24 protein-coding genes are annotated in these 24,245 nt (G+C 36.2%); 4 read left to right on the top strand and 20 right to left on the bottom strand.

What is annotated here, in order from left to right:
- Nucleotides 1–373: 373 nt before the first annotated feature.
- From nifK to BN3326_RS15345, 10 genes are all read right to left on the bottom strand, one after another.
- Nucleotides 374–1,738 (bottom strand): nitrogenase molybdenum-iron protein subunit beta, encoded by a 1,365-nt coding sequence (gene nifK / locus BN3326_RS15390; RefSeq protein WP_070000135.1) that lies wholly within the window; start codon nt 1,736–1,738, stop codon nt 374–376.
- Nucleotides 1,738–3,324, bottom strand: a complete 1,587-nt coding sequence (gene nifD / locus BN3326_RS15385; protein ID WP_070000134.1) for a nitrogenase molybdenum-iron protein alpha chain — start codon at nt 3,322–3,324, stop codon at nt 1,738–1,740. Before nifD ends, nifK begins: the two co-directional genes overlap by 1 nt.
- Nucleotides 3,325–3,348: 24 nt before the next feature.
- Entirely contained in the window at nt 3,349–3,732 is a 384-nt protein-coding gene (locus tag BN3326_RS15380) for a P-II family nitrogen regulator (RefSeq protein ID WP_070000133.1), read from the bottom strand.
- 28 nt (nt 3,733–3,760) lie between these two features.
- Complete coding sequence (locus BN3326_RS15375) at nt 3,761–4,087, bottom strand: P-II family nitrogen regulator (protein WP_070000132.1); 327 nt, start codon at nt 4,085–4,087, stop codon at nt 3,761–3,763.
- Between the two features lie 47 nt (nt 4,088–4,134).
- A complete protein-coding gene (gene nifH, locus BN3326_RS15370; RefSeq protein WP_070000131.1) occupies nt 4,135–4,956 on the bottom strand; it encodes a nitrogenase iron protein in 822 nt (273 codons plus the stop codon).
- 450 nt (nt 4,957–5,406) lie between these two features.
- Nucleotides 5,407–5,790: an aspartate 1-decarboxylase gene (gene panD / locus BN3326_RS15365; protein WP_070000130.1), complete on the bottom strand. Its 384-nt coding sequence runs from the start codon at nt 5,788–5,790 to the stop codon at nt 5,407–5,409.
- Entirely contained in the window at nt 5,781–6,650 is an 870-nt protein-coding gene (gene panC / locus BN3326_RS15360) for a pantoate--beta-alanine ligase (RefSeq protein WP_070000129.1), read from the bottom strand. The genes panD and panC overlap by 10 nt, the downstream gene beginning before the upstream one ends.
- On the bottom strand, nt 6,647–7,495 hold the full coding sequence (gene panB / locus BN3326_RS15355; RefSeq protein ID WP_070000169.1) for a 3-methyl-2-oxobutanoate hydroxymethyltransferase: 849 nt from the start codon (nt 7,493–7,495) through the stop codon (nt 6,647–6,649). The genes panC and panB overlap by 4 nt, the downstream gene beginning before the upstream one ends.
- Nucleotides 7,496–7,807: 312 nt before the next feature.
- On the bottom strand, nt 7,808–8,212 hold the full coding sequence (locus BN3326_RS15350) for a YbaN family protein (RefSeq protein WP_070000128.1): 405 nt from the start codon (nt 8,210–8,212) through the stop codon (nt 7,808–7,810).
- A gap of 16 nt (nt 8,213–8,228) precedes the next feature.
- The gene (locus BN3326_RS15345; RefSeq protein WP_074463618.1) at nt 8,229–10,058 is read right to left on the bottom strand and encodes a PAS domain-containing protein; all 1,830 of its coding nucleotides are present in this window, start codon (nt 10,056–10,058) and stop codon (nt 8,229–8,231) included.
- Nucleotides 10,059–10,353: 295 nt separating this feature from the next.
- On the opposite strand from BN3326_RS15345, the gene BN3326_RS15340 reads away from it, so the two are divergent.
- The 4 genes from BN3326_RS15340 (at nt 10,354) to BN3326_RS15325 (ending at nt 15,184) form a co-directional block, all read left to right on the top strand.
- Entirely contained in the window at nt 10,354–11,121 is a 768-nt protein-coding gene (locus tag BN3326_RS15340; protein ID WP_070000127.1) for a DeoR/GlpR family DNA-binding transcription regulator, read from the top strand.
- 322 nt (nt 11,122–11,443) lie between these two features.
- On the top strand, nt 11,444–12,742 hold the full coding sequence (locus BN3326_RS15335) for a four-carbon acid sugar kinase family protein (protein WP_070000126.1): 1,299 nt from the start codon (nt 11,444–11,446) through the stop codon (nt 12,740–12,742).
- A 24-nt stretch (nt 12,743–12,766) separates the two neighbouring features.
- Nucleotides 12,767–13,771, top strand: coding sequence for a 4-hydroxythreonine-4-phosphate dehydrogenase PdxA (pdxA, locus tag BN3326_RS15330; RefSeq protein WP_070000125.1), 1,005 nt, complete (start codon nt 12,767–12,769; stop codon nt 13,769–13,771).
- Nucleotides 13,772–13,810: 39 nt separating this feature from the next.
- Nucleotides 13,811–15,184 carry a GntP family permease gene (locus tag BN3326_RS15325; protein WP_070000124.1) on the top strand — a complete coding sequence of 458 codons (1,374 nt, stop codon included), beginning with the start codon at nt 13,811–13,813 and terminating at the stop codon, nt 15,182–15,184.
- A gap of 72 nt (nt 15,185–15,256) precedes the next feature.
- On the opposite strand, the gene BN3326_RS15320 is transcribed toward BN3326_RS15325, so the two are convergent.
- From BN3326_RS15320 to BN3326_RS15275, 10 genes are all read right to left on the bottom strand, one after another.
- Nucleotides 15,257–15,934, bottom strand: coding sequence for a hypothetical protein (locus tag BN3326_RS15320; RefSeq protein ID WP_070000123.1), 678 nt, complete (start codon nt 15,932–15,934; stop codon nt 15,257–15,259).
- A 4-nt stretch (nt 15,935–15,938) separates the two neighbouring features.
- Nucleotides 15,939–16,622, bottom strand: a complete 684-nt coding sequence (locus BN3326_RS15315) for a fluoroquinolone export ABC transporter permease subunit (protein WP_070000122.1) — start codon at nt 16,620–16,622, stop codon at nt 15,939–15,941.
- Nucleotides 16,619–17,458, bottom strand: coding sequence for an ABC transporter ATP-binding protein (locus BN3326_RS15310; protein WP_070000121.1), 840 nt, complete (start codon nt 17,456–17,458; stop codon nt 16,619–16,621). Before BN3326_RS15310 ends, BN3326_RS15315 begins: the two co-directional genes overlap by 4 nt.
- Nucleotides 17,451–17,909, bottom strand: a complete 459-nt coding sequence (locus tag BN3326_RS15305) for a DUF3021 family protein (RefSeq protein ID WP_070000120.1) — start codon at nt 17,907–17,909, stop codon at nt 17,451–17,453. Before BN3326_RS15305 ends, BN3326_RS15310 begins: the two co-directional genes overlap by 8 nt.
- Nucleotides 17,910–17,922: 13 nt before the next feature.
- Nucleotides 17,923–18,360: a LytTR family DNA-binding domain-containing protein gene (locus BN3326_RS15300; protein ID WP_070000119.1), complete on the bottom strand. Its 438-nt coding sequence runs from the start codon at nt 18,358–18,360 to the stop codon at nt 17,923–17,925.
- Between the two features lie 241 nt (nt 18,361–18,601).
- Nucleotides 18,602–19,339, bottom strand: coding sequence for a tRNA pseudouridine(38-40) synthase TruA (gene truA / locus BN3326_RS15295; RefSeq protein ID WP_171903844.1), 738 nt, complete (start codon nt 19,337–19,339; stop codon nt 18,602–18,604).
- A gap of 273 nt (nt 19,340–19,612) precedes the next feature.
- Nucleotides 19,613–20,461 (bottom strand): PHP domain-containing protein, encoded by an 849-nt coding sequence (locus BN3326_RS15290; RefSeq protein ID WP_070000118.1) that lies wholly within the window; start codon nt 20,459–20,461, stop codon nt 19,613–19,615.
- 168 nt (nt 20,462–20,629) lie between these two features.
- Nucleotides 20,630–22,414: an FAD-dependent oxidoreductase gene (locus BN3326_RS15285; RefSeq protein ID WP_070000117.1), complete on the bottom strand. Its 1,785-nt coding sequence runs from the start codon at nt 22,412–22,414 to the stop codon at nt 20,630–20,632.
- Nucleotides 22,415–22,470: 56 nt separating this feature from the next.
- A complete protein-coding gene (locus tag BN3326_RS15280; protein WP_070000116.1) occupies nt 22,471–23,307 on the bottom strand; it encodes a carbohydrate ABC transporter permease in 837 nt (278 codons plus the stop codon).
- 9 nt (nt 23,308–23,316) lie between these two features.
- The gene (locus tag BN3326_RS15275) at nt 23,317–24,240 is read right to left on the bottom strand and encodes a carbohydrate ABC transporter permease (RefSeq protein ID WP_070000115.1); all 924 of its coding nucleotides are present in this window, start codon (nt 24,238–24,240) and stop codon (nt 23,317–23,319) included.
- Between the last annotated feature and the right edge of the window lie 5 nt (nt 24,241–24,245).

Below are 24,245 nucleotides of genomic sequence, written 5' to 3'. Positions count from 1 at the left end.
AGGTTTTGATATTTAAGTTGAAAACTTTCTTCTATATTAAATACTCTTTTTTCTTCTTATTTCTTTTTCTTTTCTCTCTTAGCTTTGGAAGAGCTCTTGGTACTTATCGTCTTGCAGAGAGATTTTAGTATTCGGAAGTTGCCTCTGGAGTGTATCCCTTCTTACGAAGGGGCGTAAAGAAAATCTTAGAGAATTATTCAAATGGTTTTTAGGGAGACTGTCTGAGCAGCACTTATAAAATTTGCCTGCAAATTTTATAAGTCGCGAGTTTCGACCGTTCATTTGAAGAATGCTCTTAGATTTTTAGAAACACGCAAGTGAGCAACTGGAGAATGCTAAAATCTCTCGGCCGCCCGTAAGAACCAATGTGATCTTACATTACCATTTCCATATCTTCTTCATTACAATCCCTATCCTGTCTATCCATTAAGGCTGTTAGGATAAGCTCAACAAGTCTCATTGCCCCTTTATAGCCTACAATCGGCATATAAGAATGCACATATCTGTCAATGATCGGAAATCCTGCTCGAACCAGAGGAATATCTTCTGCTCTTGCAATATGTTTGCCATGTGTTCCACCGATCATAAGATCTACAGGGTCATTTTTAATCCATTGATGAAGTTCAAATAAGTCTCCGGCAGCTTTTGCTGTGCAACCAGTAACCCCTGCTTGATCAAATAACTCTTTTGCTTTTTTATTAAAAATTTCTCCTGGTGTACCTGTTACAACGTATTTAGGAATCATCCCCATTTCAAGAACAAGTGCTGTAATACCTAAAACTGTATCAGGGTCACCGTAGATCGCTACTGTTTTGTTGTGGAAGTATGGATGGCCATCGAGAATAGTATCCACGAGCTGACCACGTTCTTCTTCGATTGCATAAGGTACTTCATTTTTTGTGAAGTGTGATAATGCCATGATATATTCATCAGTTGCTGCAATACCAATTGGAAGAGGCATCGCTTTATAAGGTACACCGCATTTTCTCTTAAGCTCATTGGCTGGATTTTCTGTTGTAAGCTCTCCTATAGCCAGTGTAAGCTCACTATCTCCCATAGTTTGGATATCTGATATTTTTGTACCGCCTTTTGGATACATATCATAATTACCTGTCATAGGAGCATCTAAAACCCCGCTTGTATCAGGAAGCATTGTATAAGAAGCACCCATAAGCTCTGCAAGCTTTTTCATTTCTCTCATATCGCCTGGATTTACAAAGCCAGGTATAAGGTTAACCTTGCCGTTACTTACCTTTGTAGATTTCGCTAAATATTTTATAAATCCTGATATCATGTTGCCATATCCAGTAATGTGAGAACCTACATAGCTTGGTGTATTCGTATGAACAACTATTTTACCTTCCGGTATAGGTGAGTCCTGAATAAATGCATTAAGGTCATCCCCTATCGTTTCACTTAAACAAGTTGTATGCACTGCAATGATATCTGGATTGTACATATCAAATATATTTTTGATTGAAGTTTTAATATTTGCACCGCCTCCAAATACAGAAGCTCCTTCTGTAAATGAGCTACTTGCAGCAATTGCTGGTTCTTTAAAGTGTCTTGTAAGATACATACGATGGAAAGAACAGCAACCTTGTGAACCATGGCTATGAGGCATACATTTATGCACACCAAGTGCCGCATACATAGCGCCTACTGGCTGACAGGTTTTTGCTGGATTGACTCTTAAAGCACTCCTCGCCGATAACTCTTTTGGTGTTAAATCTAACATTATGCTTCACCTCCTGCTACTTGCCCTTCTAAAATTGGTTCAACTTTCCATGGTGCCCGCACAAAGCTCCATGCTGGTGTATAAATACCCATTGTTACGTCTCTTGCAAAGTTTACCGCGCCGCTAAATCCTGCATAGGGACCGCTATAATCATAAGAGTGTAATTGTCTTGATAGGATACCACCCTTTTGTGCTACATATTTATCTTTGATCCCTGAGAAGAATACATCTGGTTTAAGAAGTTTTAAAAACTCTTCTGTCTCATAATGGTTAAGGTCATCGACAATAAGCGAACCATTTTCCATATCTTTAATCATACCGCCATATGATTCAAGCCCAATTTCTTCTTTTAATTTTTCATATCTCTCTTCAGATAAGAAGACTTTATATTTATCAGGTACTTTTTCTACTTTAATAGATTCAATACTCTTACTATCACCATCTTGTTTAATAGTTGGTATGACTTCACGGCCTTCATAGTCATCTCTATGACCAAACTCATACCCTGCAAGTATTGTCTCCATATCTAATTCTTTAAGTAAGGTTTGATAGTGGTGGGATCTTGAACCACCTACAAATAGAGCCGCTGTTTTACCTTTTAATTTTGACTTATAGTATTCCATATCATCTAGTATGTTTGCTACTTCATCAGCTATTACTTCTTCTGTTTTAGCAGTAAGTTCAGCATCATCGAAGAATTTCGCCATGTTTCTCAGTGCTTCTATCGTTCCTTCAACACCGATAAAGTTAACTTTAAGCCAAGGGGTACCGTATTGCTCTTTCATCATTTCTGCTACATAGTTGATAGAACGATGACATTGAACAAGGTTTAAGTCTGCAACATGTGCACTCTTGATTTCTACATAGCTTCCGTCTCCTGGAAGTGAACAGATAATATCGTAGCCAATTCTTTTAAGAATCCTTGTGATTTCCCATCCATCACCACCAATATTGTATTCACCTAAGATATTGATAGCGAATTTTTTAGGAATTCTATCCCCTGTTCCTATAACATGTTTGATAAGTCCATTACTTGCTATATGGTGACCACCTGACTGACTTACACCTTTATAACCTTCACAGCTATAAGCCATTACTTTTCTTCCATATAGTTTTTCTGCTTCTGCTGCAACAGCGTGAATATCATCACCAATCAGACCAACGGGACATGTTGAACAGATAACAATCGTTGCTGGATCAAAGATTTCTACTGTCTCTTTAATCGCCTGTCTTAGTTTCTTTTCACCACCAAATACGATATCAGCTTCTTGCATATCAGTAGATAAGCAGTATTCAAGGAAGTTTTTAGTATCTTCATCACCTTTAGCTTTATGCCGACGGGTTCCCCATGTATAAAAACCACATCCAATAGGTCCATGGGTAATAACTGCTGCGTCTTTTATAGGAGAAAGTACAACCCCTTTACAACCCGCATAACAACATCCACGATTAGTCATAACCCCCGGCATGGTTCTGACATCAGCTGCTATTTCCTGCACTTCATCTGTTTTTTCGAGAATATGTTTTTTACGATTTTTGTATACTTTCGAACTATATTTATCAAGTACTTTTTCTATACTACTCATTTATTTCACCTCCAACTTTCTAGATTAATAGGCATCTGTAGCTGCTTCGCCGCTTCTTACTTGGTAAGATTCCATAATAGGAATAACGAATATTTTGCCGTCTCCAGGATTACCTGTTGTGTTTGTTTGAATAATGATATCTACTACCTTTTCAACATCATCATCACTTACGATAAGTGTAAAAACTCTTTTTGGAATAAGCCTAGCACCTTCTGTAAGATGCTCTCCAACTGCTGTAGCGGGGATAACGCCATCTGCAATAACGCTTTCTACCATAGAAAAATCTACTTTTTTCTTTCCCCGGCCCAATACTTTCCTACAGGTAAAAGCTGGATATCCCGCTGATGCAAGAGCTTCTTTGGTTTGATTAACCTTATTTAAACGAATAATGGCCATAACCTCTTTCATCTTGCTTCCTCCTTTTTATAATCGTCTTTTATAATCCTTTTTTACCTGTACTAATTGTATAAGCTTCTTCAACTGGACTTACAAAGATTCTACCATCTCCGAAGTTTCCTTTTTCGCCTGTGCGGGCTACACGCATAATGATTTTTACAACATCATCTTTGTCTTCATCTTTTACAACTAAAAGAATCATTTCTTTTGGAATCTCATCGTAGTACATATCTCCTACTTTAATCCCTTTTTGTTTACCTCTACCCATAACGTCCATTTTTGTTACCGCTGGAAAGCTTGCATCACTGAGTTCAGAAAGAACTGCCCCAACTTTTTCAGGTCTTATAATCGCACGAACCATTACCATATGAATATCCTCCCTAAATTATATTTATAGTTTTATTAGCTTTAAGCTTAAATATCTAAAATACCATGTTCCATTAAGATCTCTTCTAATCTATCTTGAGGCATTGGTTTTGGAATAACAAAGAGTTGATTACTGTCCATGGCATTTGCAAGGCCTCTGTAAGCATCTGCTTGCTCTGCTGTAGGATCGAAATCTATAACTGTTTTTTTGTTAATTTCTGCTCTTTGAACCATGTTATCACGTGGTACAAAGTATAGAAGCTGACTGCCAAGTTCTTTTGCAAATGCTTCAAGAAGTTCTTTTTCACCATCTACTTTTCTACTGTTACAGATGATACCACCAAGCCTTGTGCCACCTGTTGCCGCATATTTTTGAATACCTTTACAGATATTATTTGCAGCGTATAACGCCATCATTTCACCGCTGGCAACGATATAAATCTCTTGTGCTTTACCTTCACGAATAGGCATTGCGAAACCACCACATACAACATCACCTAAAACGTCATAGAATACATAATCTAAATCATCTGTATAAGCACCTAATTGTTCAAGCATATTGATTGAAGTAATAATACCGCGTCCTGCACATCCAACACCTGGTTCTGGTCCGCCAGATTCAACACATCTGATGCCGAATGCACCTTTTTTCAAGATGTTTTCTAGTTCTACATCATCCCCTTCTTCACGAAGCGTATCAAGTACACTCTTTTGAGCAAGGCCTCCAAGTACAAGTCTTGTTGAATCAGCTTTAGGGTCACACCCAACTATCATAATATTTTTGCCCATTTCTCCAAGCCCTGCTGTTAAGTTCTGTGTTGTTGTAGATTTTCCAATGCCACCTTTTCCATAAATAGCTACTTGTCTCATAAATCTTACCTCCCTGTTTCCTATAGTTTTTTACTGATAGCGATTTTTGCACTTTTAGATAAGCAAAAGGGGCCTAACTTTCCCGATCGGTTTGATCCGGATGCTAGACCCCTTTGTCAATGCATTTTTGTTTTCTTATCTATGCCATTAATGTTACACCATAACGTTCTTCTTCAACAATAAACGTATTAATATAAAAATAGCTAATTTATTATAATTTTTTTAGATAAAGTATACAATTTATTATAATTAAATATTAAATATTTATTTTCTGAACATTACTTATATATTCTTATTAGTTTAAAATTATACTACGCTTTTTAATCCCCTATCATAAAAAGAGGTCTAGAAAATTTTCTACTTAAGAAATTTTCTAGACCTCTTCGTCTCTTATATTTTTATATCATACAATATTTTGAATAAATTGCAAGTAAAATTTAAAATGTTTTTTTACCAGTTGGTGCCATGTATTTCTCTATCCTTAATTGCAACAATGTGATTGTCATCGTCCAAAATAAGTACATTAGGCTTAAATGTACGCGCTTCCCCAGCATCCATAAGCGCATAAGCGATGATAATAACTTTGTCGCCTACTTGTACCAAGCGGGCTGCTGCGCCATTTAAACAGACAACGCCACTCTCTGCCTCTCCCTCTATGGTATAGGTTTCAAACCGTTCTCCGTTATTAAGATTCACTACTTGAACCTTTTCACCAGGCAAAATATTGGCTTGCCTCAGTAGATGCGCATCGATAGTGATACTTCCCACATAATTAAGATTGGCCTCTGTTACTGTTGCTCGGTGCAGTTTAGATTTAAAAAGTGTCAAAAACATAGCTGTCCCTCCTGAGGTTTGATTAACTTATTATCAATCAAACGTGTTTTTCCAAACTTAACAGCCACAGCAAGCAGTACCTCATCATTAATTGTGTCAATTGATTCTAGAGTCTTCGCCTCCAAAATTTCAATATAATCAATAACTGCTAAGGGTGCCTTTGTGATCTCTTCTTGAACTGCCTGGATGACTTCCCTAACATCAGTTACACCCTGATGTACTAGCTCTTCACCCTTTTGAATACTTCTATATAATATTAGCGCTTGCCTTCGCTCTTCTGGATTTAAATAAACATTTCTAGAGCTCATAGCTAGACCATCTGCTTCTCTTACAATAGGACAAATATTTAATTTAACCTGCATATATAAATCTCTAATCATTTTCTTGATAATTAAAGCTTGCTGCGCATCCTTTTGTCCAAAATATACCTGATTGGGCCGTACCATGTTTAACAAAATATTGACTACTGTGGTGACGCCCTTAAAGTGTGTGGGTCTAGAAAGACCACATAAGGTTTGTGTAAGTGCCCCCGTTACTTCTACTTGTGTAGCCGCGCCATCTGGATAAACTTCATCTACCTCAGGATGAAAAACCACATCTGCACCTGCCGCTCTTGAAAGTTCATAATCCCTTTCAAGATTTCTCGGATACTTATCAAAATCCTCTCCTGGGGCAAATTGTGTAGGGTTCACAAAAATACTGACTATTACTAAATCATTATTGGCCTTTGCTTCTCTAATTAAAGATAGATGCCCTTCATGCAAATAGCCCATAGTAGGAACAAAGCCTAGGCTTTTTCTGGATCGTTCATGATTATCTAACCAAATGTTTAAGGCTTGTACGGTTTGTATTATACTCATGATTGTCTCCTTTTTTCCTCATATAATTTTTCAAGCAGCTCCCCATCCATACTAAAAGTATGTTTTGCTTCTGGAAATCTTTGCGTTTTAACTTCCTCAATATAGTTACTTACCGCATCGTTAATATTTACTTTAAGGTTGGCATACTGTTTGACAAACTTCGGCGTAAAATCACTGTATATGCCCAACATATCATTAATAACTAATACTTGCCCATCACAGTACTTGCCAGCGCCAATACCAATGACAGGTATATGCAGTTTTTCACAGATAAGTTGTGCAAGCCCCTCCGGAACAGCTTCCAGCACAATTCCAAAAACTCCCGCTTCCTCTAAGGTAAGCGCATCTTCAATTAATGCTTTAGCTTTAACTTCATCTTTACCCTGAACTTTAAATCCGCCTAAAGTATGGATAGATTGAGGCGTTAACCCTAAATGCCCCATCACAGGAATCTGGGCATGTACAATGGCTTTAATCGTTTCAACCATAGATCGCCCGCCTTCTAGCTTAACTGCATGTACTTTGCCTTCTTGGACCATTCGTCCCGCATTTCTCACCGCTTCTGTGATACTGATATGATAAGATAAAAAAGGCATATCGCCGATCAACATGGCTCTCTTGGCCCCTCTGGCTACACTTTTACAATGATAAAGCATATCCTCAAGTGTTACTTCTAAAGTAGACTCATAGCCCTGAACAACCATCCCCAGCGAATCGCCAATGAGGATGGCATCCACACCACCTTCATCAATGATTTTGGACATGGAATAATCGTAAGCTGTGAGCATTGTGATCTTCTCTTTTTTCGCTTTAGCTTCTAAAAAAGATTGTATTGTAAATCTCATATTCATAGCAGGCACACCTTTCTAAATAAATTGAGACGGCAGATACCCACTTTTCATCTTTCAAATTAATTTTTTTAATAAAAAAGTCTTTTTAATCTGCCAGCGCAAACTAAAAAGACATACGTATCCTATAAATAGATATGATGCTGTCTCTGTCCGAGTGGATCAAAGCAGATATTTCTATGGATTTAAGATTTGAAAGAGAATTGCCTAGTGTACAGTTCATATAGATACCGTCATCTATCATTAGGATAATCTATTTTCAAATAAAAATCAATGCTTGTGTTTTATAGCCTATGTGGCAAATGTTGTTTAATCAGCACACTTCTCGTCAGCACTATACTCTAGCGTCTCTTCCTCAGTAGCGGTCTTTCTCGTCCATATATAACAGGAAACACAGGCTGCAATAACTACTAACATCCCTTTTACAAAAGCCTTATCAATTATAAATAGTATAGAAAATCCAATAGTCAGCCAAAGAAGAAAGATAGATTTCTTCTTTGCTTTAAGTGGAATACCCTTGCCCGAGACATAATCTTTAACATAAGGCCCTAAATATTTATTTGAAAGCACTAAGTGATATAATCTAGGACTGCTTCTTAGGTAGCATGCAATTGTTAAGAGCACAAATGGCGTTGTTGGTAATACGGGTAATAAAATCCCCAAAATACCAAGTGCTAAACTAATGGTTCCTATAATAACGAGTATAATTTTCATGATAGCCCTCTACTTTTTATTTTTGTACTTCTATTTCTCTAGTTATTTTATCAATAACATCCTTTACATCAAGTTCTCCTCTTTCACTAATCATCTCCAAAGTGGCTACCGAGGACATGGTTTTGAATAAGAAAGGATTTTTTAATTTAGCAAATTTAGGTGACAACGTTAACAAATAATCTTTTATAAAAGGATATTCTTTTACAATATGTCCTAGAATAGTTTCTTTGTTAATGCCATAGGCATTTTTAGGTATTTCTTCATGGACTAGCTGCAAGTCTTCAGAATCTGATCTCACATCTAATTTTACTGCTTTTCCCCCATCTTCTGCTTGTTCTTCATCACTGTTATGCCCTATTTCCCAAGATAACAATCTTTGACTGCCAGTTAGACTTCTAATATGGGTTACATCTTGCATCATTTCTAAAATACCTCTGAAATTGCCTTTTTCATCTCTTACTGCATTATAAATAATATAGATGAACTTGCCGCCTATTTCAAGCCAAAATTCTGCTTGATCCTGTTCTCCTGCTCTAAAGGCTTTGATGATTCTTTCAACTGTATCTACACTTTCTCTTGGATGGCAGTTTTGCACTTTACGTCCAATAACACCTGCGCTTCTTGGGAATACCCTATGCTTTGTATCACTGTAGAATTTAACGATCTCATTTTCATCTACGTAAGACAAGTCTACTTGTAAGTGTTTAAAAATCAAATTAATCTGTTCAAGGGTCAGCTTGCCTTGACTGACATCCAATACCTCATTATTACTGGGTGCAGTATTTAAAACACCGTGCTTACTTAAAACTGCTGCTAAGTCTTTTAACAGTCCATCATTTGATGCTGCTGTTTGATTTTGAACCTCTTGATGACCAAAAGGCATCGGAGCCTCTATCAGGCAATACCCTATCTCATCATCACCAATCCGCATTTCAATAAAGTCTTCCTCTGAAAGCAATTCTATAGCTGTTGGAAATAAAATCTCTATCTCCTTTATCATCATATCTTTTACCATTTCAATGACTTCATCTTGAAGCTTTATAAATACATCATCTTTATTTTCATCTAAATAAGTTTTAGCCTTTTTAATGATTTCTTTAATATTATTATCAAGTGTCCACATTACTTTAGAAGGCTTATCAAACCCTTTTCTTTCAAGTGCTGCGAATAGTTGATTTTGCTTTCTGCTAAAATGAATATTAATTTGACTGAGTTTCTCATAGATTTCCAACCACTGATTCTTGATAAACTTCTTTTGAAGCAAAGATTCCATTTGCTTAAGAACGCCTTTAATAGCATCTGTTTCATCCAGGTAAGTTCTAATAGGATGCCCCAGTGGCAGGTCTAATTCAGTAGACACCAAAACATCTTCAAAGATTTTTAAGATCTCTTCCATACGCTCTGCAAGGGTATCATCTGTAATACCATACTTTTGCAAATATTGCTCACAGATTGCAAATTCCTGTGCAGTAATTTGATCAAAAGCAGCATTCATTTTTTCTTTTGCCTCTGATAAACTTATTTGATCATTTAAAAAATCCAATTTTATGTTGACGATTTTTTTTATCTTTTCTTCATCTACATCTAAAAATTCTCCCATTTTTATAGCTTCTAAGGCTGCTGATGGATAAAAATAGACGTGATACTCTGTATCACTTATTTTCTCAACTTCTTTATCAAACCCCTTAGCTTCCATCATTTTATACATCGGAAAGGGCTCAAAATCTTTGATCACATGGATCCCTTCACCAGGCTTTAGATCTTCAATAGCCTTTGTTACACAATCTCTAAAAGATTCATGTTCTCCCCTGCCGTCAATTGTTTTATATGTTATATCTCTTTTCATAAGCGCTCCTCCTAAATTCCAACTATCTTTATGTCATTATGATAACACTTCTCAATTAAAACGTCCGTACCCTAAGTTACTTTTTATATTTTTATTTCTTTTATCTCTTTTTTTGCTTTATTTAATTTTTTATATTTAATAGTGATTATATAAAACTTACTTCTACTCTTTTTCACCTATAACCTGTTGTGTAGTACACCCAGAAATAAAATAACAAAACCGAACATAAAGTAAAATTTATGAACATATATTATAACATTTAGGAACACTAGCAAACGAGATAGGAGGCCGCTCAATGATTCCTGCCGAAAGAGAAACATATATTCTTGAACACCTTAGAGGAAACGGTGTCGTCAAAATAGAAGAACTCGCTAAAGCCTTAAGTGTTACGCCAATGACGATCCGAAGAGATTTAGAAAAGCTTGAAAAACAAGGCTTAGCCTTTAGAAGCCATGGAGGTGCAGTACTTAAAAACCCCTTACAAAAAGAGCAGCATTATGAAGAGAAAAAAATGAATAATTATTATAAAAAACAACAAATTGCAAAGGCTGCTGCCCAGTTAGTTAAAGATGGTGATACCATTTTATTAGATATCGGAACAACAACCTATGAACTTGCCCTTTTATTAAAAACAAAAAAAGACCTAGCCGTAGTTACAAATGACTTGAAAATCGCATTAGAATTGTATCCTACAGAACTAAAAGTCATGTTAACAGGGGGGCAAATCCAAAAAGAAACAGCTGGTGCCCTTGGCGCTGTAACCGAAAACTTTATTTCAAATATTAGTGTAGATATAGCCTTTATTGGTATATCCTCGATTAATAACAATTGGATGCTCTGTACCCCAACATTCGAAAAGGCTGCCCTAAAAAATAAGATGATTGCTTGTGCATCAAAGTCTGTCTTGCTGGCGGATGAAAGTAAATTTCATAAGGAAGCATTTGTTAAAATTTGTCCTTTAGATAAAGTGGATATGCTAATAACAAGTAAGGGCTTTACTAAGGAAGAAAGCAGCAAGCTTAAAAAAATGGCTATAGAGGTTATTGATGTTTCAGGTTATTGAGCAGTACCGCAAGATGATTTTAGTATTCTTCAGTTACTCGATTTCATGTTTCTAAAAATCTAAACAGTTTTTTGAAATGAACGGTCGAAACTCGCATACGCTCAAACAGTCTCCCTAAAAACCATTTCAAAAAACTGCTAAGATTTTCTTTACGAAACATTCCATAGGCAACTTCCGAATACTAAAATCACTTGCTACGTATTTGTTAGCATTAGCTAAAATCATGGAGTAGCCACCTGTAGCTGTCATCCTATAGTCTTTGAGTTTCAGCTGAAGTAGATTTATGAAGTTAACTAACTATTTATAAGAAGGAGGTACATAAATGGCTCAATGCATAGTCATAGCCGATGACTTAACTGGCGCTAATGCTACAGGGGTTTTACTTAAAAAACTGGATTTAAAAGTGACTACTTTATTAAATTCGGGCAGAATTAATTTTGATAATCTATCACAATATGATGTTATTACGTATCCTACCGATAGTCGTGGTGTGGACGCTGAGATGGCTTATAATCGTGTTTTTAATGCTGTCGGCCTTTTAAAATCTCCGAAAATTAAGCTCTATAACAAACGCATTGACAGTACTTTAAGAGGTAACCTTGGTGCTGAGATTGATGCACTGCTAGATGGTTTAGGTGATGATAGGATAGCTATTGTGGTGCCTAGCTTTCCTCAGGCTGGGAGGGTTGCTATAGGTGGTTATCTTCTTGTAAATGGTGTCATACTTCAAAAAACAGATGCTGCCAAAGATCCTAAAAACCCTATCAATACTTCTATTATTGAAAAGCTTATTAAAGCTCAAACCAAATATCCCATTAAGTCTATTTATTTGGATACTGTCTATGAAGGGGTAGGTGCTTTAAAAGATAAAATCATGCGTTATGCTGAAGAGGGTAGCCGTATACTTATTATCGATGCTCTGCAAATTGAGGACTTAGACATTATTGCAGAGGCACTTATTCAATCTGGAAAATCCTTTGTTACAATAGATCCAGGTGCTTTTACTGCGGCAGTGGCAAAAAAAACACTTACTACTCCTCTTAATATGGGTAAAAATAAAATACTAATGGTTATGGGCAGTGCTTCTACATTAACCAAAACTCAGATTAAAGAAGTATTTAGAGCATATAACGGCTATAAAATTAACATTCAAGTCAATAAGCTCATTTACAGTGCTGCAGAAAGAGAAGAAGAAATAGCGAGGATAGTGTATGCTCTCAAAAAACATCAAGACCAATTTGACCTTTTCTGTATTACAACCAACTATGATGCCACAGACTGTAAATTAGATTTAAAAACAATCTCCCGCCAGCTCTCTACTACAGATGAGGCTGTTTCTTTAAGAATCAATGAATCTCTTGCAGAAATGTCTTATAACATCCTAAAAGATATTCCTGGATTTGAAGGGGTTTTTAGCAGCGGGGGTGATATCACAGTGGCGCTGTGCAAGCGGCTTAATGCTTCTGGATTAAAGCTTAGTCAAGAAATCTTACCACTTGTTGCCTATGGCAGCTTAGATGGCGGGGCATTTCCTGATTTGAAACTCGTAACTAAAGGGGGTATGGTAGGCGATAAAGATACGACAAAAATATGCATTCAATATCTAAAGGACCAATTATAAAAATAAACTTTGGAGGTATTTTACATGAACAGACCCTATATTGGCATTCCCATGGGAGACCCTGCAGGAATAGGCCCTGAAATAGTTGTAAAAGCATTAAATGAAAAAAGTATTTATGAAATCTGCAAACCGGTTGTTATCGGGGATAGGCATGTTATTGAACAAGCTATAAACTTCTGCAGCTTAAATCTCAGTGTAAATTTAACCGAAAACGCAGCACTTGGCAGATATGAAGCCGGAGTTATTGACCTTATCGATCTAGACAACGTAGACCTTAGCGAACTTAAAATAGGTGAGGTTCAAGCTTTAGGTGGAAAGGCGGCCTTTGAGTATATCGAAAAATCCATTGACATGGCAAACTTAGGGGAAGTTGATGCTATTGCTACAACGCCCATTAACAAAGAATCTCTAAAAGCTGCTAATATCAACTTTATAGGCCATACCGAAATCTTAGCAGATCTTACTAATATCCAAGATCCGCTTACGATGTTTGAAGTTAGAAATATGCGTGTATTTTTTCTAAGCCGTCATGTGTCTTTAAGAAAAGCTTGCGATATGGTTACAGAAGAAAGGCTGCTTGATTATATTATACGCTGCACAGAAGCACTTAAAAGACTGGGGATAGACGAGGGCGTAATGGCTGTAGCAGGCCTTAATCCTCATAGCGGAGAACATGGCCTTTTCGGGAATGAGGAAGTCACAGATGTGGAACCCGCTATTACTCAGGCTCAGGCATTAGGCTATAAGGTAGTTGGCCCAATCGGTGCTGATTCTGTTTTTCATCTTGCACTGCAAGGTAAGTTTAATAGTGTTTTATCTTTGTATCATGACCAAGGCCACATCGCAACCAAAACATTAGACTTTGAAAGAACTATTGCCATTACAAACGGACTTCCTTTCCTTAGAACCTCTGTTGACCACGGCACAGCCTTTGACATTGCCGGAACGGGTAAGGCAAGTGAAATAAGCATGGTTGAGGCCATACGTTTAGCAGCCAAGTACTCTCATAGTTTTAAAAAGGAACACTAATTCCTTATTAAAAAATATATTAATTGGAGGGATTTTGTTATGGAAACAACTATTCTAGGGGGACAATTGATTCTGGGGTTAGTGATTGGTATTGTTGTTTTAGTTGCTCTTATTTTAAAAACTAAAATTCATGCCTTTTTAGCGCTGATTATTGCAGCTGCCCTAACAGGACTTATTGGCGGTATGCAGCCAAATGATGTGGTTTCAACAATATCTAAAGGGTTTGGAAATACTTTAGGAAGTATTGGTATTATTATTGGATTTGGCGTTATGATGGGGGAAATCTTTGAAAAATCTGGAGCCGCAGAGAAAATGGCTATGGTCTTTTTAAAACGTTTAGGCAAAAAAAGAGAAGAACTAGCGTTGGCACTTACAGGATTTATCGTTTCAATTCCTATTTTCTGTGACTCAGGTTTTGTAGTATTGTCACCTCTTGCAAAAGCTATCTCAAAGAAAACAAAAAAATCTGTCGTATCACTGGGTGTAGCATTAGCTGTGGGCCTTGTAGTAACACACTCTCTTGTACCGCCTACTCCCGGACCTCTAGGTGTTGCAGGCCTCTTTAATGCAAATGTCGGTACACTTATATTATGGGCCATTCCTCTAAGTATCCCTATGGTTCTAGCAGCGATGGTCTACGCCAAATGGATTGGTAAAAAGATTTATCAGCTGCCAAATGATGCCGGTGATGGTTGGATTCGACCTGAATACCAAAAACCTATACTCAACTTTGACACATCTAGTACTAAAAATCTTCCATCAACTTTTATGGCTTTTGCCCCTATCCTGCTTCCTGTTATTCTTATATTACTTAATACGGTTGTTACAGCTTTAAAATTAGATAGTCCTATAACCGTTATTATTCAGTTTATTGGTGCACCTGTTGTTGCTGTTGGCCTTGGCTTAATTGTTGCGATCTATGGATTAACCAGAAGTGAATCAAGAAAAACGACGCTTGAAAATATGGAAAGAGGTATAAAAACTGCTGGTATCATCATCTTAGTTACTGGCGGCGGTGGTGCCCTTGGTCAGATTTTACGTGACGGCGGTGCAGGACAGTACATAGCAGAACTTGTAGCCGGGACAGCTTTGCCAGCTATTTTATTACCTTTTATTATTGCTTCACTCGTTCGTTTAATCCAAGGAAGCGGCACAGTTGCAATGATTACCTCTGCATCTATCACGGCCCCAATACTTGCAACCATGAACGTCAACCCCGTATTTGCTGCACTGGCTGCTTGTATCGGTTCACTCATATTCTCATATTTTAACGATAGCTTCTTCTGGGTGGTTAACCGTCTTTTAGGTATTGAAGATGCCAAAGAGCAAATCAGAGTATGGTCTGTAACAACTACCATCGCTTGGGCGGTTGGTATTGTAGAACTATTGATCGTTAACGCCATATTTGGATAATCTCTCTTAACCATAAAACTCAATAACTGTAGTGCCAGGCACTACAGTTATTGAAGTTATTTAGCTATTCGGTTAGATTTCACTGATACACTTATGACTAAATGACTCTATAAGTATATAGATGCCTAGGCATAATGCCCCTATATAGACAAATACACCATAATCAAAAGCTTGATTTACAATAAGTTCAAAAATATTATAGCTTGGAATAAGTATAAATATTTTATCCAGTGGATTAGCTTTAATCAGCTTTAATAGGGGTAACATAAAAATCATTCCCATTATTTTAACAAGTGTCAGCCCCTGAATTTTATTTTTGCCTATTAAGCCTAAAATCAAAAAAACAAAGGGTGCGAGTAATAGTGTTTGGATAAGTATAAAAAACCAATATGCCCTTGGAAAAACGCCAAACATCCCAATCATTATGATCCCAAGTAAGTTTAATATCACTGCCATTGCGACTCGGAGTCCTATATAACCTCTTATGCCTAAGGGACTCACGGCATAAAAACTAAGCATATGCTCATCTTTCTCATCTAACATTCTAAAACCTAATACCATGCCAATAAAAAAAGGCATCAGAACTATAATCATATATTGAATAGCACCCTTATACGGTAACAAAAAATCTAATCTTAAAACAAGCAGATGATAGATTGCTATATATAGAATCGGCACACTAAGGATCATCCACACCATAGGATCCTTTTTCATATACCTGATATCATTTTTAAGCACTTCTTGATACATACACTCACCCCCTAAACAATTTACTATTTACTTTTGAAACTGTAAGCCAATAAATACTTAGAAGCCATACTAATAAAAATGTATTAGGAAATGCTAATATCTTTTCCCCTGTAATACTCTTTTCAATTAACGAAAATATAGAGTAGGTTGGAATCATCTTAGCAAACGGCAGCTTCATCCATCCAAAATAACTCATCAGTGGTAGTCCTGTTACTAGTCCGATTCCCATTATGCTTATCAAATACCCATTAATTGTCTTAGTATAAACCGCTGTTAAAATGCCTAATAGTGTAAATAGCATACTACTTATCGTAACAATACTAATAAGCCCGCCTATATTAAAGTCTAACCCTTTTACCCCTATCGCAAGTACAAGAGAAGTTATCAGAGAAATAAAAAGCATGGAGAACATCTTCCCCTTTATATAGTTTGCTGCCCCTAAGGGACTCACAGCAATTCCTCCTGTAACCCCATTTATTTTTTCAAGTAAAATGAATGCGCCTATAAAAACCATTCCCAGTATCGTAGGATCACTGAAAATTATAAGCGAAAGAACGAGTTCTTTAGATTCTTCCGGCACATAGCCAAGTAAGAAAAGATAAATGAGATTAACTAATATATAAATACCATATAGACCATTTTTGATCTGCAGTTTGACCTCGTGTTTTAGCCACGCTAGCCGTATCATATAAGTACCCTCCCCGTTACAATAGAGAATATTTCTTCAAGAGAAGGCTGTTTAGTATAAATTTGTTTTAAGTCCGAGTGTTTTATTGCCTCTAAAAACAGTTTGTTTTGATCTATTCCCTTCATTTCAAATTCTTGTATCCTATCCGTTGTTCTAACACATACTTTATTTTCCCCATACTCGTATTTTAAGAAAGCTGGCGTTCCTATCTTCTTAATTTCTCCCTCTACTACAAACCCTACCCTATCACAAACCTCTTCTGCAAAACTCATATTATGGGTGGTAAGTATTATCGTTCTTCCTAATTCTTTTTGTTTTAAGACAAGCTTTCTAATCACCTCTATATTATTAGGATCAAGTCCTGATGTAGGTTCATCCAGAAATAATATCTCCGGTGTGCCAATAAGTGCTCTGCAAAAATTAAGACGCATCTTCATGCCTTTTGATATCTGAGAAACTTTTTTAGTCTTATGTTCATAAAGGCCAACATCTCTGAGTAAGCTTTCTATACTTGCAGGCTTTGTATACAGCTTTGAAAAGGTCTGCATATTTTCAAGCACCGTAAGCTGCTCATAGAGATTTGGTAGCTCAAAACCTACACCAATCTTATCGTAATAAGTTGTTTCCATAGCACTAACTTCTTTCCCCATAACCTTAGCACTGCCTCTATAGCCTTTAAGAAGGCCCAAGAGAATTTTTTGAAGTGTACTTTTACCTGCTCCTGAGGGTCCTAAAAGTCCAAATATCTCCCCTTCTCCTACTTCAAAATTTAAATCCTTTAAGACATCTTCTTTCATCCTTGGGTATGCAAAAAATAGCTTTTCTACTTTAATCATTATGCTTCTCCTCCCCACTCTTTTGTCGTTTATAGAGTGCAAGTTTTTTATTTAACTGCTCACCGGTACTTTTATAATACATAAAAAAGGAAAGAGAAACAGCTAAATAAAGAATGATACATCCTATGGTAAATAGTCCTAAATGAGAAACATTTGAAGTATCAATCCATTTAAGCAAATGAGCGCCTATAAGAAGTGTCATATAAGATAATAAAAAATGAACAAGCACTTTATACCTTACGTGAAGTGTTTTTAATATAAATTCGCCAAAAATAAGATAATAAATGAAAGTTAGCGTTATAGTAAGCAGTATAAATTGCCAAACCGTGATAAAATCCATAGAAGTCTTGCCTAGAAGCATATTGATAATAGTATAGATGATAATAGATCCTGTGAAAAACAATCCCCATACAAATTTAAATTGTACAATAATTTCCATATATTTCTTCATAAAAACCCCTCCTCTATAGTCCCAAAATTTCTTTTAAAATAGGTACATACTGCCTCGAAACAATGATTTTTTCATTATTCTCCAGGAGAACTTCTAACTTACCATTTAATTTTGGTGTGAGCTTCTCGATCTTACTCATATTAATGATAGTAGATTTGCTGGCCCTAAAAAAATCATGATCAGAAAGCTTACTCTCAACTTCATAAAGCCTAAGAGGCGACTCTAAAACCTGCTCTTTAGTATAGATAAAAGTCTTTTTATCCACACTTTCAAAGTAAAGAATATTGTGAGGATCAATTAATTGAGTTGCCTTTCCGATGACACCAAAGATTTTTTTCTCAGAGTTCTTAAGCATTAAAATAAGCTTTTGAGTCTCCTCATTAACCTCAGAACATTTAATGATTATTTCAGTTTCCAGATAATTTATTGATTCATCTATAGTTACTTTCACTGAATCCACCTCCTGTAAAAACAATGTTCTTACTTACACTATAGTCACTATCTTAGATTTAGTAAATAATTATCCTACCAAGTTGCATAGAAGAAATACCAAGTTGCATCTTTGACATGAATATTGGAGACCTGTCCCCATACCCACATACGTCTTAGTAGATAATCGATACACAAAAAGATGTTCCAAAGACAAGTATCCCTCCCCTTTAGAACATCTTATTTTTAGTCATTCACCTATTTTAATACGTAACTTCTGTTAAACATAAACCTTTTGCCTTAGCTATTGGCCCACCCTCTGGCTTTTTCTTTTCATCTAATAACTTTTGTACATCGGATGCTTTCAATTTTCCTGTGCCTACTTCTAAAAGCATTCCACTGACAATCCTTGGCATATTCCACAAGAAATCATTTGCATTCATTTCTATTTTTATTATGCCATCATTTACAGTGATGTCGATAAAATTGAGTGTTCTAACCGTAGACTTATTACCCACTTTAAGTGTTGTAAAACTCTGAAAATCATGGGTCCCAACTAGCACTTGGGCTGCTTTTTCCATTTCAAATATATCAAGCTTATCATCTGTATGATAGGTGTATTTTCTATTGAATACATTTCTAAAAGTATTATTATCTATTGTATAAACATAGGTCATTGATTTTACATTGTATCTTGCATGAAATCTTTCCCCTACTTCTTGTATCGATTTTACAACAATGTCTTCAGGTAGAAATTCATAAAGGTAATTTAATATTATATCTTTACTGAGGTCACATGCTGTGTGAAAGTTAGCAATATAGTTTTCCGCGTGTGCCCCTATATCTGTTCTGTCACAGCCTATTACTTCTACTGGTTCTTCTGCCATCTTAGTGAGTACTGCTTGTATCTTACCTTGTACCGTTAAATCATTATCTTGTTGAATCTGCCATCCCTTATATCTGCTGCCATCATACTGGACTACTATCTTAAAGTTTCTCATGCTATTCCGCCTTTAGGTTATTTTAGGTTATATTGTTCATCTTAACACAAAACTATTTATTTACCTATTTATTTGTTTGTTCAAAGGCTATTATTCTCTCTTATAGATACTATCATTAAAATGATTGAAAAAACTCCAGTTCAGGGAATGAGCTATTAAAAACGATTTAAGCATAAAGTAGGTGTTTTAAAATAAGTTCTGGGGACAAATACCCACTTATTGGGTACCTGTCCCCTAATTCACTAATTTGATTTAGTTGATTTTTGTATTCTACTACTTTAATAGCCTTACTTTAATCTCCTCATATACTCTATTAGGAATGCAAAAATCTCCGCCTCCGCTGCCAAGGGAAACTTCTGGCCTATTGCTTCCATGAAAATCTGATCCGCCGGAACATAAAAGGTTGTATTTTTTTGCTAGATATTCCCCATACTTAGTATCTTCCTCACTAAAGGATGGGTAATAACATTCGATACCATCTAATCCTAAGGACACCAAATACTTAATGTGCTCTTCTTTTTCATACTCCGTATAACCTGCAAGTCCTATCATCTTAGGATAATGTGCCAAAAAAGAAAGTCCTCCAGATTTTTTAATCATATCTATCGTTTCATCAACCTCTAAAAGCTCTCCTTTTTCGTAGGCAATAGGGTCTAAATATTTTTCCCAGGCTTCCTGAACTTTCATGCATATCCCTTTTTTGACTAAACATTTGGCTATGGTTTGTCGGTCTAGGTATTTTCCAACAGCAAATTCTGTTAATTCTTCTATATTTATAGAAATACCTTGCTTATTAATGAGTCGCAAGATATTTTCAACCTTTTCTTCTCTTGTTTTTCTAAACTTAGTATATGTTTTTAAAAAAGATGCGTTTTTAGTATCTATACCAAGTCCTAAAATGTGAAGCAACCTACCGGTTTTATAGGATGCACTAACTTCAATTCCATCTAAAAATTCAATATTATATCGACTTGCCTCCATTTTTGCCTCTTCAAGACCTTCTATGTTATCGTGGTCCGTTAAGGCTAGCAATTTTATTTTTTTCTCATAAGCCATTCTTATTATTTCTTTAGGTGTATTACTCCCATCAGATACCGTAGAATGCACATGCAAATCTATCATAGCAATATATATCCTTTCTTCACTCAGATCATACCTTGCAATATCTAATTTGCAGCCTCTATCTAGGTTACAAATACTATTGTAAGCTTTCCCTAATAGTATAACAAAAAATGGACATTTTGCACATATTTTTTATCTATTTTTTATGCATTGCTACTTATATCAATTCTAATAAACTCTTACTTCAAATATTCTCGCTTCTCCCACTCCCTGCGTAGTATAAATAATAATTTTAACCTTATCACCATATACGCCAGAAGGCATTTGATGTTTATTGTGCCTTAAATAATTATGTTTAATCTCATGAGTATAAATAACCTTATCTCTATCTATTATTTGTATTGCATAATGTTTAGCTAGTGTTCCAGGCAGTCCTTGTATCTGATTGGAGCGAACAACGTCTGAAAGCGTGGTTGATATTTCAGTTGATAGTGCTGAGTCAAATTTAATATGCACCTCTTTTATTTCTTGTTGACCCGCCAGCTGAAGTTCAATCCATTCCCCATCGTTGCCTATGGCGTCTGAAATCCAGCAATTCACATTCTCTTCAACCATTCTAGCTACACCATTTATAACATTTATAGCTTTGCCTTTATCTGTTTCGCTGGAAGCTATTACCTTTGCCCCAAGAGCTTTATCGGCTTTATCTTTATTTTTATAACCCACTATATAACAGTCTTCTTTTAAGAGTTTTTGCTGTAGCTCTTTTATGTGAGTCCCTATTTCTCTTGGCATACAGTTATAGCCTATTGCCATAGCTGCTGCTATTCCCACGGCCTGCCCGCCTACTGCACAAGTTCCCATAATTCTAATAGAACCAAAAGCCATATGAGATGCACTGATATTCCTACCGGCCATCATTAAATTATTAATATTTTTAGAGTAAAAACATCTATAAGGGATAGTATATAGAGGCACCCTTATAAAATCCGTACTTTTTCCTTTATGTTTAAATCCTTCTGGTGGATGCATATCCATTGGCCATCCACCATAGGCTACCGCATCTTCAAACACTCTTCCTTGCAGTAAATCTTGTTCTTTAAGGATATAATCCCCTTCTATCCTTCGGCTTTCACGTTTGCCTGGTAAGAACTGCACCCAGTCTAATGTATAGTTTTCTGCACCATGTTCTCCACCATTTTTGATATGATCCCATATGCCATACACTGTCTTTAAAAGCTCATCTCTAATCTCTTCTGCATCATCAATCGTATTATCTGTGCCCCCCAGTTCTATCCACCAATAGCCGGAATCTACGCCATAATGTTCAAGCTTATTATTAACGGCGCTGTGTCCTCTGTACTTGAGATCTTCCTCTGTAAAAGTATAAGCCCAATCAGGTTTTTCAAAAGGTACAGGTCCCCCCATGTCTATCGCCTTAAACATAACGGTGTTCCCCATCGTATAATGATCTGCCTGCTCAGGCGCAAATTGTTCTCCAAACTCATCTTTTGACTCTCTTCCAACTCTATAGTTTGCCCCTGCTTTATAGGCAAGACTACTGTCTCCTGTACAGTCTATAAATATTTTGGCCTTAAATAAAAAGTCTTTTTCCGTAGTAAGCTGGTGTGCTGATACTGAAATAATCTCATTATTGTTTGTTGCCACATCTATCATTCTCGTATTTAAATACAGCTCTAAGTTCTCTTGAAAGTTTACTTTTTCCCAAAGTATCGTATCTAAAATAGAAAAAGAATGATTGGGATTTTTCTTTCTGTTTTCAAGTTGTATTTCTTCTATGATCCCTGTCTCTCTGGCATTCTCCCTCGTCCCATGCATATTAGCACCACAAATATGCATTCTTATTTCCGAACTCGCATTACCACCAAGTACTGGTCTGTCTTGAATAAGCGCTGTCCGAACACCATTTCTACTGCTAGCTATGGCCGCACAGACTCCCGCCAGCCCACCACCTACAACAACTACATCATATTGCTTATCTATATATGTCATATTTTTTCACCTCATTATTTTCAACTATAACTTACTCCACATCTCTAAAATTCTCCCTACCCTTTGACACTGCCACTTGCTAAGCCTTCTATAAAATACTTCTGTCCTAATAAAAAGACTAACACCATAGGGATAAGCGCTACTGTTGAAGCTGCCATAATAAGATGATCCTGAGAGAATCCTGATTCATCTATAAAATTAGTAAGCCCTACCGTTAGTGTGTATAGTTTATTATTTGTTAAAAAGATAAGTGGTGCCTCATAATCATTCCACCTCCATACAAAATTCAGTATAACAACAGTTGATACAGCTGGTTTAGCCAGTGGCAGAACGAGCTTAGAGAAAATACCAAACTCACCCATACCATCTACTCTCCCAGCTTCTAAAATTTCATTAGGTACTTCTAAAAAGAATTGCCTCATAAGAAATGTGCCTAAAGGTGTAAATAAACGTGGCAGTATCAGCGCCCATAAAGTATTAAAAATACCCATATACTTAAATAGTATGAACTGTGGTACCATAAGCACTTGGAAAGGCACCATCATCGTTATGAGATAAAGCATAAATAACTGATCTCTATATTTAAATTTCAGCTTTGCAAAAGCATAGCCCCCCATAGCTGAAGTAATAACTGTTCCTATTACAGATACAATAGTCGTTATAAAGGTGTTTTTGAAATAAATCAAAAAAGAAGGTGATTGATTAAATAAAACTTCTTTGTAGTTATTAAGTGACATATTGGCTGAAAATAGCTTGGGCGGATATTGATAAATTTCATTAAGGGGTTTAAATGAGCATATCACCATCCATGCAAAAGGAAATATGACTACACAAGCTATCAGCATCATCATAACTGTTAAAATCGTCTTAGTTTGTTTATTGGTTGTCTTCATACTTCCCTCCTAAAAGTTGTCTTCATGCTTTTTCTGCATTTTCCATTGGAATAAGGTCACTGCAAATATGGCGAGCAATAAGATCCATGCCATAGCTGCTGCATAGCCCATCTTATGATATCTAAAGCCTGCAATATAAATATAATGGGCAAGTACTGTAGTAGAAGTACCTGGGCCCCCACCTGTCATGATATTAATTGTTCCAAATATTTGGAAGGAACTTATAATATTGGTAATGAGTAAAAAAAACGTCGTGTTTTTTAACATAGGCACTGTAACATATTTAAATACCTGCAAAGATGTTGCACCATCAATCTGAGCTGCTTCGTAGAGTGACTTCGAGATTCCCTGAAGGCCAGCCATATAAATGATTACATTATAGCCAAGCCCCATCCAAATCCCTACTATAATGATAGCCGGCAGGGCCCATTGTAAGCTCCCCAGCCATCCTGGAGTGTTATTTACACCTAAAGTTCTGAGTACCTGATTAATGATACCTTGTGAAGGATTAAAAAGAATCATCCATATGGCTGAAACAGCTACTATGCTGGCAATGTAAGGAATGAATATCATAACCCTAATCACATTGCTGCAGTATACTTTATTATTCAGTATGGTAGCTATGACAACAGATAACCCAATAAGTACTGGGATCGTACACAATGTATAAATCAAGTTATTAATAATAGCCTGTATAAACCAAGGGTCCTTAAACATTTCTATAAAATTGCCGATTCCTACAAACTGGGTATTTTCAAAACCTTCAAAAATATTAAAATTTGTAAAAGCTACAACTAAAGAAAATATTACAGGCAATAATATGAATACAAAAAAGCCTATAAAATTAGGAGCTATAAATACATAGGGTTCCCAATTTAGCTTCTTTCTCTTTTTAGTAGTATTTACTTTTATGCTTTCTGCTTTTAGTTCCATCGACT

It is taken from the genome of Cellulosilyticum sp. I15G10I2 (assembly GCF_900095725.1).
In the GTDB taxonomy this organism is placed as follows: domain Bacteria; phylum Bacillota; class Clostridia; order Lachnospirales; family Cellulosilyticaceae; genus FMMP01.
This window is presented reverse-complemented; position numbering and strand designations above follow the sequence as displayed.